The sequence below is a fragment of the Peribacillus sp. NPDC097284 genome (assembly GCF_044761765.1).
Lineage (GTDB): Bacteria > Bacillota > Bacilli > Bacillales > DSM-1321 > Peribacillus.
The window spans coordinates 123,102-140,530 of the sequence record NZ_JBIWCZ010000004.1 but is presented as its reverse complement, the minus strand read 5'-3'; the positions used below and the strand labels follow the sequence as shown (position 1 = coordinate 140,530).

Genomic DNA, 17,429 nt, shown 5'->3' with positions numbered 1-17,429 from the left:
ATCGTACAATATTTTTTGTTGCAAATGCAACAAAAATCCATTACTATTTGTATAAGTAATTACGAGTTATTGGGGTGTTGAACATATGAAGGAAGTTCTTCGGGAGATTGGAATGGTAGCAAGGGCCTTGGATTCTATTAGCAATATAGAGTTTAAAGAATATGACCTTACAAAAGGGCAGTATTTGTACCTTGTGCGCATATGCGAGAATCCAGGAATCATTCAAGAACGGCTAGCAGAAATGATAAAAGTAGACCGAACCACGGCAGCTCGTGCAATAAAGAAATTGGAGATACAAGGTTTCATTGAAAAGAGAGAGGATACACATAACCAAAAGATCAAAAAGCTTTTCCCAACTGTAAAAGGCGAAAGTGTGTATCCTTTCATAAAAAGAGAACATGATTATTCCAATGCAGTCGCATTAGCTGGATTATCCGAAGAAGAAGGAGAAACCCTTTTTCGTCTTCTGCAAAAAGTGAGAAAAAATATAGAAATAGACTGGGAATATGTGAAAAAGGGAAACAAGCGAAATTATTGATAAGTAGAGGAGCGGAATATTACAATGACGATGCATATACGAAAGTGTACCCTTGAAGATTTGCCACTACTCCAAGAGATTGGCTGCGAAACATTTAATGAGACCTTTAAGGAACAGAATTCCCCCGAAAATATGAAGGTTTATTTGGAAGAGGCATTTAATTTAAAGCAATTAGAAACGGAATTATCCAATCCCTCTTCGGAATTCTTTTTTATCTATGTTCATAATGAAGTCGCCGGGTATTTAAAGGTGAATGTCAATGAAGCCCAGACAGAAGAGGAGGGTGATGAGTCACTTGAAATTGAGCGAATTTATATAAGAAAGGAATTTCAAGGGCAGGGATTAGGTCATCATCTTATAAATAAAGGAATAGAATTGGCGAAAGGCCAGAGTAAGAAGAAAGTCTGGTTAGGCGTGTGGGAAAAAAATGAGGGGGCCATCAAATTTTATAGAAAAATGGGCTTTACTCAGACTGGAAAGCATTCCTTTCAAATGGGAGATGAAAAACAAACCGATCTTGTGATGACTAAAATACTTATGTGAATTAGAGGATATTTTTATAAAGAAGAGGATGAAACATTCTGGACAAAACAAGAGTAATGGCTTTATTTTAGTGCGTTCGGTGAGGATATAATAACGGATGTTCTTGATATTGAACCCACGAAAACCTTTAATAAGGGAGATGTCATCACTCACCCTAATCTAGTATCAACTACTAGTAAAAGAAGAAAACAAACCGATTGGATTTTAAGCACTGGATACCAAGAGTCGTACGATATTAATGATCAGTTGGATCTTCTTCTAAAGTCCCTTGGAGGGAAAACGGAAGAATTAAAACAACTCAAAAAGAAATATGATGTAGAGTATCTTTTTATGATTGTCATAGAAATAGTTAATGATGAAAAACCGGCAATGCATTTAGAGAAAAATATGTTAGATTTTTCTAGCCTCATTCAAGCAGAAATCCAATTCGATTTATACGTAATTAGTTAAGGAAATCTAAATAGTCATCTTCACTTAACCTGACAAGTATTTTTGTCAGGTTTTTTTAAAGATAGAGATAAAGAAGCCATTCTAGATTATCTATCTTGTCATTTCTCCGTATCGGCTTCCAAACCAGGACCTTTAATTGGTGAATGGAGAGAGAAGTTTTCACATGGATTTCATTGTCGTATAAATAAGCCATTTTCTTCAATGATATCCTTACACTTCTTAAAACCTATTTTCGTCTTAGAATAAACAGGAAAGGACAACTCATAATTCCCAATTATCACGGTATCCATAGAAGGAAAGAAAAAGTTTGCAAAATACAGTTCATCCACTGAAAGTTTTGTTAAAAAGTTAAGGGCTTCCATATCACCTATTTTGTAAATTCCCTTACTATTGGAAAACAATTTTCGAAAGAGATTCGCCTCTACTTGGTTTAAACAACTTAATATGTATTTGAACCGTTCCTTTTTCATTCCTTTTTTATAAATGTTTACATACACTTCATTCTCTTCTATATGAAAAAGATTCGTAAAAGTGCTAACGAATTTTTCACTGTACTTAAAATTATGACTTCTCTTCAATAACTCACTTGCCTCTTCTTCATCAAGAACTCGATCATATACATCCATTATACCGATATGGTTGTATACCTTACTTGGTTCTTCGAGAAGATGAGTATTGAATTTTTTAAACTTTGAATGAAGCATATCAATTTCTTCATTTGTTGCCAATTCCACCTTCATATTTTTCCTCCAATATTAATTTTGTTCTTATAAGATTTTATCATCTAATTGAACTAAACTGCTGTGTTTAAGTGTAAACCTTCGCAAACCCATTTTAGGTAAAAATCATTCGATTAGTTAAAGGGTAAGTGTCACTATACATTTTATGATAAATCAATTTTTTCCTTTATAGCTATTCTTTTAATATTTAAGCGATTTCCTCTTCCAGAAATTAATCGTTTTAAATCCTACCCACGGGGTAAAGTATAAGAGAGTTAGGGTATTTTATCCTAAGAGAAAATATACGTGGATAGTGCTGGTTACCCGGTTCTTATTCATTACAACGGAGGTTTTTTCATGACAACTAAGAATAAAGTAGCGATTATCACAGGAGCAGGAAGCGGTTTAGGACAAGCTACAGCGGTTCGAATGGCTGAAGAAGGAGTCAATATCGTTGTAGTGGACGTTAATGAAAAGGGTGGGAACGAAACGGTTGAAATGGTGAAAAAATTAGGAGTCGAGTCTTTTTTCATCAAAACGGATGTTTCCAAAGCAGAAGAAGTGAAGAACTATGTGGATCAAACAGTAGAGAAATATGGCAAAATCGATTATTTCTTTAACAATGCAGGGATTTCTGGTAGCGGTAAGTACTTCTTGGATACGGACGTGGAAGAAATTGAAAAGATTGTCCAAATCAATTTAATGGGTGCTTTATATGGCGTTCGTTATGTAGCTGAGGTTATGCTGAAAAATGGCAGTGGATCGATTGTTAATACAGCTTCAAGCGCGGGTGTGATTGGACAGGATTCAGTAGTGACATATTCCGCTACGAAACATGCTATTGCAGGGTTAACGAAGTCCATGGTGGCTGAATATGCAAAAGAAGGTCTGCGTGTGAATGCAATTGCACCAGGACCTACTGAGACACCGATGGTCAAGGCTTTCTACGAAGCTAATCCGGCCATGAAAGAGAACGCAACGAAGGGAATCCCTCAAAAAAGATTGGGAACTCCGGAAGAGGTTGCGGAACTTGTAACCTTCCTATTAACGTCTAAAGCAGAATATATCAATGGAGAAGTTATTCGCATTGATGGTGGATTTACTAATACCAAATAATCATAGATAAGCAAAAAGCCTGTTTCGATTGGAACAGGCTTTTTGCATGTCTTCATTTATAGAACTCTACGGAGCGTTTGTTGCCGGATCGGGTCATACCTCTTATGATGTAATGAGTAGGGGGTGAATCAATGGATAGTAGCAAAGTAGGCCATTTGATTTTACGATTGCGGAGGGAAAAAGGGTTCACGCAAAAGGAATTGGCGGACCGGATGAATATTTCTGACCGGACGATTTCCAAATGGGAGCGTGGCCAAGGGTGTCCGGACATCTCCCTATTACCGGAATTGTCCTCCCTCCTAGGTGTAAACATTGAACATATTCTGGAAGGCGAACTCGCTTCCAATGATTTTGTAGGAGGAAATATGAAACGGTCAAATTATTTTGTGTGTCCATCTTGTGGGAATATCACCTTAAGTACTGGTAACGCAGTTGTTTCTTGTTGTGGAAGAAAGTTGGATACACTTATACCGAAGAAAGCGACGGATGAAGAGAAGCTGGAAGTTATACAGGTTGAAGAGGATTGGTTCATTTCAAGCGATCATCCTATGACCAAAGAGCATTATATTTCATTTATTGCCTTTGCTACAGGCGATCAGGTGCAACTAATTAAACAGTATCCGGAATGGGGGCTGCAAACCCGCATTCCGAAACGGAAACACGGCATGTTGCTTTGGTACTGTACGCAGCATGGGTTGTTTTATCAGTTGATTTAAGGAGAAAAAAAGCCATCAATCTATAAAATAGTTCTACCAACAGGCAGTCAGCCCTTTGATAGGGGTCCTGCCTTTTTACTATGGATAAGTGAATTGGAAATTTGAGAAGTATTCACATGATAATGTATGATGAATGATAGGATCTTTTTTAATGATAGGAACGGAAATATGGTATGTAAACCATACATAGAGGGGGAAGGGCAATGGAAATTGGGTTGACTACATTTGTAGAAACGACACCGGATGTCGAGACGGGGAAGGTACTTAGCCATGCTGAACGTATACGTGAAGTAGTGGAGGAGATTGTATTAGCGGATGAGGTGGGGCTTGATGTCTATGGAGTGGGCGAGCATCATCGGAGGGATTATGCGGCTTCCTCACCAGCTGTCGTATTGGCTGCGGCTGCTTCTCGGACCAAAAGGATTCGTCTTACCAGTGCGGTGACGGTGTTGTCTTCCGATGACCCGGTACGAGTGTTTCAGCAATTTTCGACACTTGATGCGATTTCGAATGGACGTGCGGAAATCATGGCGGGCCGGGGTTCCTTTATCGAGTCCTTTCCGTTATTCGGGTATGATTTGGACGATTACAATGAATTGTTCGATGAGAAGTTGGATCTGCTGTTGAAAATTCAGCATTCCGAAAAGGTGACATGGAGTGGCAAGCATCGTCCATCCATTCAAAACCGTGGGGTTTACCCGATTCCTGTTCAGGATTCTCTACCTGTCTGGATTGCGAGCGGAGGAACTCCCCAATCCGTTGTTCGCGCTGGCATGCTTGGCCTGCCACTTGTTCTCGCGATTATCGGTGGAAGCCCGAGGCAATTTGCAGGGCTCGTCCAACTGTATAAAAGGGCGGCCAAAGAGGCAGGGCATGATCCAAGCAAGTTGCCGGTTGCCTCCCATTCACACGGATTCATTGCTGAGAGCACCAATCTTGCAGCAGAGAAATTTTTCCCTTCCACTCAGAAAGCGATGAACGTGTTAGGAAGAGAGCGTGGGTGGGGAGAATACACCCGTGAAACCTTCGATTCGGCCCGTAGTTTAGAAGGTGCCCTATATGTAGGTGACGCGGAGACCGTGGCGAAAAAAATCATTCACCTTCGTAAAACCGTGGGAATCACGCGCTTCATGCTGCATGTTCCCGTCGGATCGATGCCACATGATGATGTGATGAAAGCCATCGAACTATTGGGTAAAGAGGTGGCCCCAATAGTACGGGAGGAAATTGCGAGATGGGAAGCAGAGGGCGGCGAGGAATCGTAAGCCTTTGAAGCGATTCACCCAAACTTAATGTCGGATCCATCTTTTTTAGGTATAATAAAACATACAGTACACTTACAGCATCCGGGAATCTGTAAACGATTCTCGGATTTTCAGTTGCCTTCGTTTTTAGTATTGGAAGAATTTACTCGGGCAATGATAAAGAGGAAGCTACTGAAAAGGGTGCGAATATAGGAGGTTTATGGATGCATAATCATGATATTTTAATCAGAGTACGATATGCTCTCGATATAAAAAATAAAGATATGGTAGAGATTTTCAAACTTGGCGGCGTGAACGTGACACAAGAAGAAGTGATGGAGATGCTGACCAAGCCAAAAGAAGACGACTATGACGAATACGAAGATGATGAAGTCGACTTTTACGAATATGAAGACGAAGAAGATACAATCAAATGCAATAACAAGATGATGGAGTCCTTTTTGAATGGCCTGATCATTTTCAAAAGAGGCAAACAAGAGCCAAAACCGGGACAATCAGAGAGCCCGGCACCAACAGGCAAGGAAAGTGTGAACAACGTCCTTCTTAAGAAATTGAAAATCGCGCTCACGCTAACAAGCGAGGATATGATTGAAATCCTGGGAGATGCAGGAGTCAACATAACCAAAGGGGAATTAGGCGCCATTCTTAGAAAAGAAGGCCATCGGAATTATAAACAGTGCGGCGACAGATATGCTCGTAATTTCTTAAAAGGGTTAACGTTGAAATATCGGGGATAAGTAAAACGCATCTGATTGTTTCAAGTTGTGCATAAGATGTGGATGAAGGCTTGAGTGATGAGGAGAGATTCTTATTGCTTGAGCCTTTTTGTGTATAACTTTATTGGGTTGATTTATCAGTTTTAATGGGCATAAGTTCCTGAAATTTTATTTAAAAAAGGATATATACACAATGCTCTTGGGAACTCTCAAGTTAAGAACATCTTAATTTTCCTGTTCAACGGGGTTGAAGAGGAGTTCAAAATATCAGAAAGCGTTAAATAGGGAGAACCGTATCATAATAGTTATTGATATATACAAAACTGTATTTTGCAGTCAATTTAAGAAGTATAATATATAGAGTAAATTAATATGCAACCAAATAGGCTATAAATATGTACTGAATTATGCGTATATAAATTTAATTACTGTAAGGAGTTATGACTAGCATGTTCGTAAGGTTAAGGAAATCTTTCTATAGAACCATTAATAAAATTTTTACTGAAACAGTTATTGAAGTGTTGTTCATGGGAGCAATTTTAGTAGCTATCTATTTCTCATTAGGTTTAAATGGTCAAAACTTTTTTAGTAAAGTCGATGTAACGGTATTTTTAGCGGTTATCGTTGCATTTATAGTAAATATGGTCAAAACATCGATTTCTAGATTCATTCGTAAGAAAATTGAGGATTTTAATAAGCTCTCAGATGACTATAATTACTTAATTAAACAGTATCCTTGCGAGAAGAATTTAATAAAGTATAAGAATACTGCTATAATTAACCGTTTTTTATATAGAAAAACGTTAAAAAAATATAAAGATGGCAAGGTGAAATTTCCTGTCATTATAGAGCGCATTTTATATGATGCTAAATTTGAAATTGAAGACAAACCTCAAGAGCAATACGAATTACCAGAACGTATAAAAGAAAATTATGAAACGATTATGCATGCACATGAGTTCTCAGACGTATATAACCAATTAAATATCCGTTTAAGTGATTATGAATATGACAAAGCAACAAATAGTTTAAAGTTGATTACTACAAGAACAACTTATTTTGATTCTTTAGTTACGAACCGGGCAATGGATTATAAATGGGGATTGAAAAGTAGTAATCGTGAAATTTACGATTTCGGTCCCTACGTAAACCCGCTAAAAGAATCTAAGCTTTCAAACCATTTAGGTTTCAATGGCTTTGTAGAAACATCAGACGGTAAAATTGTATTCGTAAATCGCAGTAACAATGTTTCAATTGGAAAGGGAACTTTGGGGAATAGTGTTGGAGCATCATTAAAAACAATGTACGCGCTTAATGAAGACAAAGAGTTTACAGAGAATGGTTTAGTTGAAAGTATGATTAAAGAAATACATGATGAACTAAAGCTGGAACGAGAAGATTTTAATTTTTCATCAAAAAACATTATTGCAATATACAGAGATTTAGTAGAAGGTGGAAAGCCGCAGCTATTGTTTTATGTGAAAACTTCTAAATCTTCAAAGGAAGTGGATGAAACTTTTATAAATGCTATAAAGAAAACAGAGAAGGCGTATTTGCAAACTAAATTAGCAATGGATGGTAATGAGTTAGTTTTCATTGATCGTAATCGATTAAAAGAAGTCTATATAACGCCAGAAATGATTATTTTTGGGGGTAGATCATATTTAACAATGCCAAGTGCTTCAGCGGCCATTGTAATTTTAATGAATTACCTTGAGGGACGTGAAAAGAAATGAATATTGTGGAGAGAAGCTTAGTAGGAAAACAAGTAGATCAGTCTTTGTGTGAAGATGGTATTTTTATAAGTAATGATTTTATCGCTGTAATTGATGGTGTTACGTCTAAAGGAGAATTACTCTGGAATGGTCATAAAAGCGGTATATATGCAAAAGATTTAATTATAAATTTGCTAAAAGAAATACCAAGTGATATTTCGAATATAGCTTTACTTAACAGTATTAATAATTTATTTAAACATGAGTTCGCTAAAAGAAATATTTCTAATTCAATTAACGAGTATTTACGAGCATCCTTGATTATTTATAGTAAGCATTATAAAGAGGTTTGGTCGTATGGTGATTGCCAGTGTATAATCAATGCACAATATTACCCTCATACGAAGATAGTAGATGAATATGTTGCTAATATACGAGCCCTCTTTATTGATTCGTTTATAGAAAACAATTTAAAGGGAGATACTAATTATATAAATACGTTAAGTAGAGAAGCAATCAACGTATTTTTACAGAGACAATTATATTTAGAAAATAAAAATAGTGAGTTTTCATACGGTGTACTAAACGGACAACCTATCAATAGCGCCTACTTAAATGTATATACCGTTGAAAGTGGCGCGGAAGTTATTTTAGGAAGTGATGGTTACCCGAGGCTATTTAGTACGTTAAAAGAAAGTGAAGGATATTTAAAGAAAATCTTAGTGGAAGATCCTTTATGTTACAAGCGATATAAATCAACGAAAGGTGTAGAAGAAGGTCAATTAAGCTTTGATGATAGAGCATATATTAAATTTATAACTGAATAAATCAAAGTTGATGGTTTCAATCTTTGCATAACGTGTGAATGAAGGCTTGAGTGATAAGGATAAATTCTTATAGCTTGAGCCTTTTTGTGTATAAATTTTTTTATTTTGTTCCATTTTTTAAGAAGTAAAGCCTTTTCGCGTAAGGACAGTCGTACCTTTTGCTTTATACACGCTGTCACTACTTATACGTCTACAATATAAATGGAAGAATTACATCAAAGGACAACCTCCCGTTCATACTAATGTTGGGAGGTATACCAACTTATGATACATATATGGATGACTGGTCTTTTATTATTTGCTCAACCTGTTGAGCTTTCTGACAGCTTAACAGTGACCCAACAAGGGCAACCCATAGCTAGTGTTAACCGTGAAAATTTCACACTGCCCCTTCCTGGTACGCCAATGATTGATGATGAAAAATTTGGTACATTCATCGATAAGCTTGATCAACGAATCTACAGGGCCCCTATAGATGCTAGAATCAACAGTCAGGGGAAAATCGTCCCAGGACAGGTAGGGTATAAACTATATCGACAGGCATTAAAGGAGCAGTTTTATGCCTATTTCTTTGGTAAAGGTTCTTCCAAGATAGAGGTACCAAAAATGGATGTTTATCCAAAAGTGGATAGTGAGTTACTTGCTAACATACGGATACAAAAGATTGGTCAGTACGTGACTTATTTTAATTCTAACAATAAAAGTCGTTCGCAAAATATCTCACTTGCCGCAAAAGCAATTGACAATCACGTTGTTTTTCCTAATGAGACGTTCTCCTTTAACCAAGTTGTAGGGAAGAGGTCTAAAGGCAAGGGGTACATGAGTGCTCCCATTATCGTTAGAGGTGAATTGTCTGAAGGGGTTGGTGGAGGGATTTGTCAGGTGTCATCAACCTTGTATAATGCTGTCGACCGTGCAGGGCTACGAATTGTCGAGCGGTATTCCCATAGCAGGCATGTACCATATGTTCCATCCGGCCGGGATGCTACGGTAAGCTGGTATGGACCTGACTTTCGCTTTCAAAACAAGTATAACCAACCAGTTTTGATTAGGGCTAAACGATATGGAGGAAGTATGATTGTTACACTTTACTCCTCTGACGTGATTAATAACGAGCAAAAAGAAGTTCCCAAGGCTCCAGTTAAGTTACCGAAAGAAATCAAAATCGATCCATAATAAAGAAATCAATGAGGGAGCGATTGCTTGATGATGAGCAGTCGCTTTTTAACTAATCGAATCCGAGAGTTCTATAATGGTTTTATCAGTAAGTCTGGTGTATTAAAGAAAAGCCTTAAACATTTGAAATAAAGTGTTTCAAGTGGGTTTTAATATTGTCTGAAAAGGAGTGGTATCATTTAGTGACGAATTATTATAAGAAGACAAATGTTATTGGAGGACAATAGAGGTGAATTGGATTGAATTGAAGGAGGAATCGGATAGCAAGGATTTGCTAGAGCGATTCGGTTATTTTCATGATGGATGCTTGAGGGAAATGCATATGTGGACAGGAACTTATGTAGATGTAGATCTTTCCATGACTGTTTCTGGAGAATTAGATACAAATGTAAAAATGTTATTTCAACGTCAATATAGCAATCCATCTGCAATTGAATTGCTTTTTGAAGGTGTAACGGGTATTCATATTATCCCGACGCCAGAAAATTATGATTCAATTATCAGAGATGCCACTATTTTGAAATGTAACCGCAATTTTTATTGGGCGGATGACTCTAATTTTCATCCTGAAAAGGGAATTGAAACTAGCGTGAGTTGGATTGCAGCAAAAAAGCTTAAGTGGAGAGAAGCAAACGATTGGTTGGGCAAGCAAAACCGATATGGGGATAATGAATAAGAAAGAGTAGAGTTTTAGATATCAATAGAGTATTGATAAGATTTATTATTTTCAGTTCTGATAGTTACTATAACTTTACATTGATTTGACCAAATACTTAATTTGGTACTCATATTTAGCCCCCAGTTCGATGACGGTTTAACTGTAGTGTTACCTAAGTTTTTGAGAGCTTCTTTAGAAAATTTTTTATATAGAGATTCTTTTTTATATATTTGAACTTGCTCAATAGACACATTTTCCTTGGCTTCTAAATTAAGAAGGGTTATTGATAAACTCTTAATTACATTATTAATAGTAGAAGAGCTAGATTTATATAAATATAAATTCGGACGTCCGATATTGTTACTTTTCTTGAGGTACTAATTCCTTCAATTGTTGATGTTATTGTAATTGTACCTTCTGATAAACTATTTAATACACCATTTTTATCAATTGTAGCGACTGATTCATCAGAACTATTCCAGACTACGTTTTGATTAGTGGCGTTCTCTGGATGTATATTAGCTGTTGATTCTTTGCGTTTTTAATAGAAACAGGGGCAATAATTTCAATTTTTGAGACAGCAATTTTTTCTACAGGGACTGCTCGTCGTACTTCTATTGTGTTTCCACTTGCGTCTACTACTTCATATGTTACTAAGTATTTTCCTTCAATGTTTGTATCTACTGAACCACTTGTTTTAATAGTTTCAGTAATGTCACCGTCATTATTGTCAGAAGCACTAATACCTGTTAAGGGATTAAATTCGTCATTAAAATTGATTTGTGTGTTCTGAACACCAGAGATATTAGGCTAGATTATATCAATAACGGTAATTGTACGAGTAACTGTTACTTTATTCTTTACTTTATCGGTAACAGAATAAGTGAGCTTATAGGTACCAGCCTTTTTGGTATTCACAATACCAGAAACAGAGATACAGCTTAAGATTTAACTTTTTTGTGTCCAAAATATTGACTCAATCCATATTTAGTTTTATTAATCTGCTTCTTTTGTATAAAGTTTCTTCCAAATAGAAAATTATTATATTACTATTTTCCTTCCCAAAAAAAATGAAATAGTATATATTAATGAAATAATTGGTAGTGGGGTAAGAGAAAGGAAGAAATCTTATAATGGAATATTGTACCCAATGCGGTCACAAACTAGAATTTGGTCAAGCTTTTTGTACAAATTGCGGAACAAGGCCTGAAAATCAAGCAAATTCAATGCCTAATTCTTCAATAAAGCTAAAGGAAGAAAGGTCAATAGTATGGAAGAACAACATACTACTTGATAAGAAAACAAAAGTTATCACTTTTTCTATTATCGGTATGGTATTGCTTTGCGTTGTTGCATATTTTGTTGTGAATGCTTTAAAGGAGCCGGAAATGGCTGTTGAAAGTTCAAGTGAGAAGTCTAATGAGGAAGGTCCCAATCCCCATTTAGACGATGAAGAGGAAAATGGAGAAAAAATAGCGAATAATGATGAAGAGGTAATGTTAGAACGTTATACAAAGCAATTAGAAAGACTAAGAATCGTTAGTGAAGGACAGGACATCACGGTCGGTGACTGGGATATTAATCATAATAACAATACATTATACTTTGAAGCTAAAAATATCCCATCAGAAGACTTGGAAAGTATTTTTTCTCTTTATGATGATGGCGACATAGATCCTACAAACACATGGGCAAAAGAAGTAGTTAGCATAGTTGAAGAGCTTGCTGGTGAATTACATACAGATTGGAATATAGAAGTAGGGAATAATTGTGTAACTCAATACCCAAATAAGTTTTCTTCATCAGATTTAATGGATTACTCCGGATCATGTGGTTACTCTATTCCAGTATTAACAGGATCAGATAAAGCTAGCTTAGCATTAATTGTTAACGAAGAAGTATTTTCTTCTCCTGCAAGTGCTGATTCTGAATCGAATAACGAAACATCTTCAGGTACAGAAGCTGATAATGCAAGTAAGGTTGGCTCTTTTATTAAAAAATATATAGAGGCCAGTGTTACGGCAATTAATCGGAAAGATTTTTCGCTTGTAGAACCGTACATTGATCCGAGTGGAAAGACATATAAAGAACAAAAAGAGTATACAACCCATTTAAACAAAAAAAATATTACAGAAGAACTTATGAATCTTGAGGTGGAAAAGATATCAAAGGTAGATGAATCCACTTATGAAGTAGCGACATATGCAGCGTATAAAATAATAGGCAGCGATAGCTCAATACAGTATAAGAATTTTAATAGTGTTCATAAGGTAAAGTTTTTGGAGGATGGAGAGTTAGCTGTAAATGAGCTTCTTAGTTCAACCGAAGTCAAAAGAGACTAATATAGTTATGCAATACGACCTTTTTAAGTAAAACGACGGAAAAGTGAAGAGGCAGAAATGTTATTAAATCAACATTTCTGCCTCTTCACTTTTTGTATTTTTATTAAATCTACCCTCACTCTATTAATATCTTATCTGTAATAAATAGTAATTTATGAGTATTTATTCTTTTGTAGATTGCAAAGTATACTAAATTAGAGTTTAATAAATAAAGTGGTTAAATCCTACTGCGTATTTTGTACTATCATTATAGTGTTAATAAAGAAAAGGGGTTTGTTTTTCAGTGTTTACAGTATTCCTAAAAGAAGCTAACCAAGAATCACTACTAGAAGTTGGGTCTAAAGCATTGCACTTAGCAAACATCATAAACGAGGGTGTAAATATCCCCAACGGATTTGTTCTTAAAGCAAATGCTTTGAAACTTTTCATGAAAGAACATTCTTTACAAACCCAAGTACATAAAGAGGAATTTATTGACGTGTTCATGAAGGCTCCTCTTCCAAAAGAAATAGAGAAGGAAGTTCTATCTTCCTATGAAAAATTGAAGGAACTGACAGGATCCGTTGACTTATCGGTCGCCGTTAGGTCGTCGTCTTCTGCTGAAGATTTAAAAGACGCTTCCTTTGCCGGTCAATATGAGACAATCTTGAACGTTTGTGAGGAAGAACAATTGCTTTATGCAGTCAAACAATGCTGGGCATCCCTGTTCTCCGATCGTGTTCGTGAATATGCGACACAAAAAGATATTTCTTTAGATGCATTTCCGATGGGGATTTTAATTCAGCAAATGGTGTTCCCGGATGTAGCCGGAGTGATCTTTAGTTTGAATCCCATTACTCAAGATCCTAATGAAATCATCATTAATGCGAGTTACGGCTTGGGTGAATCGATAGTTTCAGGAATAGTGACCCCCGATACTTTCATAGTGAATAAAGAAACAAAGTCAATTATGAAAGACTTAGGTTTAAAAGAAGTGAAGATATTGCCTCTTAATAATCAAATCATTGAAGTGGAAACGACACCAGAAGAAAGTGACTCCTTCTGTCTTAATGAAAAAGGCATTTTAGCTTTGGAGTCTGTAACAAGTAAATTAGAGGAATTTTACGAATTTCCCGTTGATATAGAGTTTGCCATTAAAGATGACATGATTTTCGTTCTTCAATCTAGACCCATTACATCTTAGAATCAAGGAGAGTGCGAAAAATATGTTGAATATTGAAAATTTCCGAAAAGAATTAATGCTGAACGAAGAAGATAAACAAAATGGATTTTGGTTTCTAGATGAATTGCATTTACCCGGTTCTTTAACTCCCCTGTTTGCGTCTTATATGGCACCAGCCGTTACAGAAGGGACAAAAAAGGCTTATGAAACATTGAAACTTCCCATCCATCAATTCCAAATTAAAATTTCTGATTCTCACTATTATCAGAATACCGTTTCCTATCAAGGGGATATTGGAAAACGGTTGGAAGAAAATGCAACGGCTATAGAAGCATTGTTGCCAAACTTAAGTGATATATTCTGGAATTATATGAATCAAGAGTTAATCCCGTACTTTAACACACTGGACCAATATCGTAAAAATAGCTTTACTTTGGCAGAGGCAAGGGGAATCCTTATAGAATTATTTGAATTTTTTAAACGCGCCTGGGAGATTCATTTTGAGGTTGTTATGCCTAGAGGTTCTGTTGGGTTACTTTTAGAAGATGCCTATAAGAATTTAACGGGTGACACGAATACGACTTATGTGTATGACCTTCTTGAAGGTGTGATGAACAAATCATTAGAGACGGATCGAGTTTTATGGAAGCTTGCGAAGGTGGCTATGGCGTCACCTGAAGTGTCGAACTGTTTTACTTCCATTCCTAATGAAGATTTAGTGACGGAGCTTACAGCATCTCCTGCAGGCCAAACTTTCCTGGACCAAGTTCAAGATACGTTAGAAATTTATGGGTGGCGCATCGCGAATTCCCATGAGTTTTCTGATGAAACATGGGTGGAGAATCCTGAATATGCCTTAGCTGTCATTTCGGAATATATGAAGAAAGACTTCGATTTTGATGAAGAATTTGCACGTGTTGTAGCGGAACGCGAACATAAAGTATCCGCTTTGTTAGAGAAGTACCCGGAGAGTGAAGTAAAAGCAAGGTTCAAGCAGATCCATGACTGGGCGTTAGCCTATTGGGGTGTTGATGAAGATCATCACTTCTACATTGATGCCATGCTTCCGGCTAAAGCTCGAATGGTATTACTGGAAGTAGGAGCACTCTTAGTTGAAGCAAAAGCAATCGAAGAGAAACAGGATATTTTCTTTTTATACCTGGATGAGTTAGTGGAGTTAGTAAATAGCCCAATGGATATAACCACCAAAATTGTTGAGCGCAAGGCTGTACATGAACAAAATTCAAAGAAAGAGATTCCTCAGACATACGGTGTGCCCCCACAAGAGGAAGCGGCGCCTGTCATCGAAAGAATCTTTGGAACAAGAGCGGCGGAAGTGGATGAACAAGAACAAAGCTTTAAAGGATATGCAGCCTCAAAAGGAGTCCATACGGGTACGGTGAAAATCGTTCGGGATCAGAATGATTTTTCTAAAGTTCAGAAGGGGGATGTACTCGTTTGTAAAACAACACTCCCACCATGGACCGTGCTATTTTCTATATCCGGAGCTGTTGTCACGGATGCAGGTGGGATCCTGTCCCACGCCGGAACGGTTGCCCGTGAATACAAGCTTCCAGCTGTTTTAGGTACAAAAGTGGCAACGCAGATGTTACAAGATGGTGATATCGTACGTGTGGATGGAACAAATGGAGTCGTGTACATTGTTAAAGAAAAGTAACAATATTCCTTTGCTTGCGATATTAACGGGGGCTTTTCTAGTCCCGTTGAATTCTACAATGATAACGATAGGTTTATCTACGATCATGGACGCCTTTCAGACGAATGTAGCAAATGTCTCCTGGATTGTGACGGTGTATCTCATTATCATGATCGTAGCCCAACCAATAGCAGGAAAACTCGGGGATATGTATGGAACACGCAAATTGTTCTTACTCGGCTTGCTTTTATTTCTAGTGGCTTCGTTAGTATGTGTCTATGCACCTAATTTACTGGTATTGATCATTGGTAGAGGCATTCAAGCATTGGGTGGGGCCTTGATTACGCCTAATGGAACGGCGATCATTCGCTTTATCACACCTAAGTCAAAGTTAACCAAGGCATTCGGTGTGTTTGGGTTTGCGATGTCCATTGGGGCGGCACTCGGCCCACTTCTTGGTGCTTTCCTGATTGGAGCTTGGGGATGGCAGTCCACCTTTTGGATAAACATTCCCTTTACGGTTTTGTCCTTCCTTATTGCCTATAAATACCTACCGAATATCGAACCGAAAAGCCATACCCGATTAGATATTCAAGGGTCCATTCTATTAGGTACATTCTTAACGGTCCTTGTCCTGATTGTGACAAATGAATGGTACACCAATGTTTGGCTTTGGTTGATTTTCTTCCTATCTTTCGTTCTATTCGTATATAGAGAGAAGCGATATGGCCATCCAATCATTGATTTTTCACTGTTTAAAGACGCTAGTTTTACAAGTGCAAATCTATCGATCCTACTGAACAATGCCATCATGTATTGCACCATTTTAATAATGCCGATGATGCTAGAAAGAGATGTCGGATACTCTATCGGTTCGATAGGACTTCTTTTGTTTGTATTCTCGTTAGCTATCTCGATCGCATCATGGCTAGGTGGATATGTAGAAGGCAAGATTGGAAAGGGTAGGACCGTTGGAATATCTTTTGGCCTATTAATTCTGGCATTAGGATTATATGTTATCCTTCCAACGATTGATACATTAGTCTTTGCTGGTTTGATTTTATTTCTAGGTGGAATTGGCTCGGGATTGGGCGTTCCTTCCATGCAAGCGGCGTCTCTTGAATCCGTTGCGAAGGAATTAACAGGGGTAGCTTCCGGTATTTATTCCATGTTTCGCTACTTCGGTTCAATAGCCGCATCGGTCATTATCAGCCTACAAATTCATTACTCAGTGACTATGTATATTTTGATTGCATTTTCGATATTAGGCTTGATTGTATCGAAAGGCATGTTCATCCGTGTGAAAAAAGAAGAAAAGAATGCAAACACACACATCTCATAGCTTTTTGCTGTGTTCAGAAAGTAGACAAACCTGAAAATCGGTTTGTCTACTTTTTTTATGGTTTGTACCATATGGACGTTGATTCCCACTCCAGGGACTCGCTTTCCGCGGGCGGTCCGCGAGCCTCCTCGGCTTACGTCTGCGGGTTCTCTTGTAGATGTGCGTTTCCCGCAGGAGTCTCGTGCCTTCCATTCCAATCAACTATGTTTTATCTCGTAGATCGAACCTTTTTCCTAAAGTCATGAATGTTGAATATGAGGACGTTGATTTCCACTCCAGGCACTCGCTTTCCGCGGGCGGTCCGCGAGCCTCCTCGGCTTACGCCTGCGGTGTCTCCCGTAGACGCGCTTTGCCCGCAGGAGTCTCGTGCCTTCTGCTCCAATCAACTATGTTTTACCTCATAAATCGAACCCTGTTTTCCTAAGTCGTGAATGAATATGAGGACGTTGATTTACACTCCAGGCACTCGCTTTCCGCGGGCGGTCCG

19 protein-coding genes are annotated in these 17,429 nt (G+C 37.5%); 15 read left to right on the top strand and 4 right to left on the bottom strand.

Annotation, left to right across the window (positions count from 1 at the left end; translation table 11 throughout):
• Nucleotides 1-85: 85 nt before the first annotated feature.
• From ACIQXU_RS10595 to ACIQXU_RS10585, 3 genes are all read left to right on the top strand, one after another.
• Complete coding sequence (locus ACIQXU_RS10595) at nt 86-538, top strand: MarR family winged helix-turn-helix transcriptional regulator (protein WP_402989068.1); 453 nt, start codon at nt 86-88, stop codon at nt 536-538.
• Nucleotides 539-562: 24 nt separating this feature from the next.
• On the top strand, nt 563-1,081 hold the full coding sequence (gene paiA, locus ACIQXU_RS10590; protein WP_402989063.1) for a spermidine/spermine N(1)-acetyltransferase: 519 nt from the start codon (nt 563-565) through the stop codon (nt 1,079-1,081).
• An 87-nt stretch (nt 1,082-1,168) separates the two neighbouring features.
• Nucleotides 1,169-1,531 (top strand): DUF4279 domain-containing protein, encoded by a 363-nt coding sequence (locus tag ACIQXU_RS10585; protein ID WP_402989404.1) that lies wholly within the window; start codon nt 1,169-1,171, stop codon nt 1,529-1,531.
• A gap of 170 nt (nt 1,532-1,701) precedes the next feature.
• Here ACIQXU_RS10585 and ACIQXU_RS10580 read toward each other — a convergent pair whose 3' ends face one another.
• Nucleotides 1,702-2,271: a hypothetical protein gene (locus ACIQXU_RS10580; RefSeq protein ID WP_402989059.1), complete on the bottom strand. Its 570-nt coding sequence runs from the start codon at nt 2,269-2,271 to the stop codon at nt 1,702-1,704.
• 336 nt (nt 2,272-2,607) lie between these two features.
• Here ACIQXU_RS10580 and ACIQXU_RS10575 point away from each other — a divergent pair, with 336 nt between their 5' ends.
• From ACIQXU_RS10575 to ACIQXU_RS10540, 8 genes are all read left to right on the top strand, one after another.
• Nucleotides 2,608-3,366 (top strand): SDR family NAD(P)-dependent oxidoreductase, encoded by a 759-nt coding sequence (locus ACIQXU_RS10575; RefSeq protein ID WP_402989056.1) that lies wholly within the window; start codon nt 2,608-2,610, stop codon nt 3,364-3,366.
• Between the two features lie 131 nt (nt 3,367-3,497).
• Complete coding sequence (locus tag ACIQXU_RS10570; protein WP_402989053.1) at nt 3,498-4,082, top strand: helix-turn-helix domain-containing protein; 585 nt, start codon at nt 3,498-3,500, stop codon at nt 4,080-4,082.
• A 203-nt stretch (nt 4,083-4,285) separates the two neighbouring features.
• Entirely contained in the window at nt 4,286-5,347 is a 1,062-nt protein-coding gene (locus tag ACIQXU_RS10565) for an LLM class flavin-dependent oxidoreductase (RefSeq protein ID WP_402989050.1), read from the top strand.
• A 203-nt stretch (nt 5,348-5,550) separates the two neighbouring features.
• Nucleotides 5,551-6,084, top strand: a complete 534-nt coding sequence (locus ACIQXU_RS10560) for a YehS family protein (RefSeq protein ID WP_402989048.1) — start codon at nt 5,551-5,553, stop codon at nt 6,082-6,084.
• Nucleotides 6,085-6,512: 428 nt separating this feature from the next.
• Nucleotides 6,513-7,799 (top strand): hypothetical protein, encoded by a 1,287-nt coding sequence (locus ACIQXU_RS10555; RefSeq protein ID WP_402989045.1) that lies wholly within the window; start codon nt 6,513-6,515, stop codon nt 7,797-7,799.
• Nucleotides 7,796-8,605 carry a hypothetical protein gene (locus ACIQXU_RS10550; protein ID WP_402989042.1) on the top strand — a complete coding sequence of 270 codons (810 nt, stop codon included), beginning with the start codon at nt 7,796-7,798 and terminating at the stop codon, nt 8,603-8,605. The genes ACIQXU_RS10555 and ACIQXU_RS10550 overlap by 4 nt, the downstream gene beginning before the upstream one ends.
• A gap of 264 nt (nt 8,606-8,869) precedes the next feature.
• Nucleotides 8,870-9,781: a VanW family protein gene (locus ACIQXU_RS10545; protein ID WP_402989039.1), complete on the top strand. Its 912-nt coding sequence runs from the start codon at nt 8,870-8,872 to the stop codon at nt 9,779-9,781.
• 229 nt (nt 9,782-10,010) lie between these two features.
• Nucleotides 10,011-10,457, top strand: coding sequence for a hypothetical protein (locus tag ACIQXU_RS10540; protein WP_402989036.1), 447 nt, complete (start codon nt 10,011-10,013; stop codon nt 10,455-10,457).
• Between the two features lie 280 nt (nt 10,458-10,737).
• Here the strand turns inward: ACIQXU_RS10540 and ACIQXU_RS10535 are convergent, their stop codons facing one another.
• The 3 genes from ACIQXU_RS10535 to ACIQXU_RS10525 are packed head-to-tail and all read right to left on the bottom strand — an operon-like array spanning nt 10,738 to nt 11,375.
• Entirely contained in the window at nt 10,738-10,956 is a 219-nt protein-coding gene (locus ACIQXU_RS10535) for an Ig-like domain-containing protein (RefSeq protein ID WP_402989401.1), read from the bottom strand.
• On the bottom strand, nt 10,923-11,243 hold the full coding sequence (locus ACIQXU_RS10530; RefSeq protein WP_402989398.1) for an immunoglobulin-like domain-containing protein: 321 nt from the start codon (nt 11,241-11,243) through the stop codon (nt 10,923-10,925). Before ACIQXU_RS10530 ends, ACIQXU_RS10535 begins: the two co-directional genes overlap by 34 nt.
• A 6-nt stretch (nt 11,244-11,249) precedes the next feature.
• Nucleotides 11,250-11,375 (bottom strand): immunoglobulin-like domain-containing protein, encoded by a 126-nt coding sequence (locus ACIQXU_RS10525; protein ID WP_402989395.1) that lies wholly within the window; start codon nt 11,373-11,375, stop codon nt 11,250-11,252.
• A 197-nt stretch (nt 11,376-11,572) separates the two neighbouring features.
• Between ACIQXU_RS10525 and ACIQXU_RS10520 the strand changes: the two genes are divergently transcribed.
• From ACIQXU_RS10520 to ACIQXU_RS10505, 4 genes are all read left to right on the top strand, one after another.
• Complete coding sequence (locus ACIQXU_RS10520) at nt 11,573-12,781, top strand: TcaA NTF2-like domain-containing protein (RefSeq protein WP_402989033.1); 1,209 nt, start codon at nt 11,573-11,575, stop codon at nt 12,779-12,781.
• Nucleotides 12,782-13,064: 283 nt separating this feature from the next.
• Nucleotides 13,065-13,964 (top strand): PEP/pyruvate-binding domain-containing protein, encoded by a 900-nt coding sequence (locus tag ACIQXU_RS10515; RefSeq protein ID WP_402958992.1) that lies wholly within the window; start codon nt 13,065-13,067, stop codon nt 13,962-13,964.
• Nucleotides 13,965-13,986: 22 nt separating this feature from the next.
• Nucleotides 13,987-15,621: a PEP-utilizing enzyme gene (locus tag ACIQXU_RS10510; RefSeq protein ID WP_402958994.1), complete on the top strand. Its 1,635-nt coding sequence runs from the start codon at nt 13,987-13,989 to the stop codon at nt 15,619-15,621.
• Nucleotides 15,605-16,942 carry an MFS transporter gene (locus ACIQXU_RS10505; RefSeq protein ID WP_402958996.1) on the top strand — a complete coding sequence of 446 codons (1,338 nt, stop codon included), beginning with the start codon at nt 15,605-15,607 and terminating at the stop codon, nt 16,940-16,942. Before ACIQXU_RS10510 ends, ACIQXU_RS10505 begins: the two co-directional genes overlap by 17 nt.
• Nucleotides 16,943-17,429: the final 487 nt, after the last annotated feature.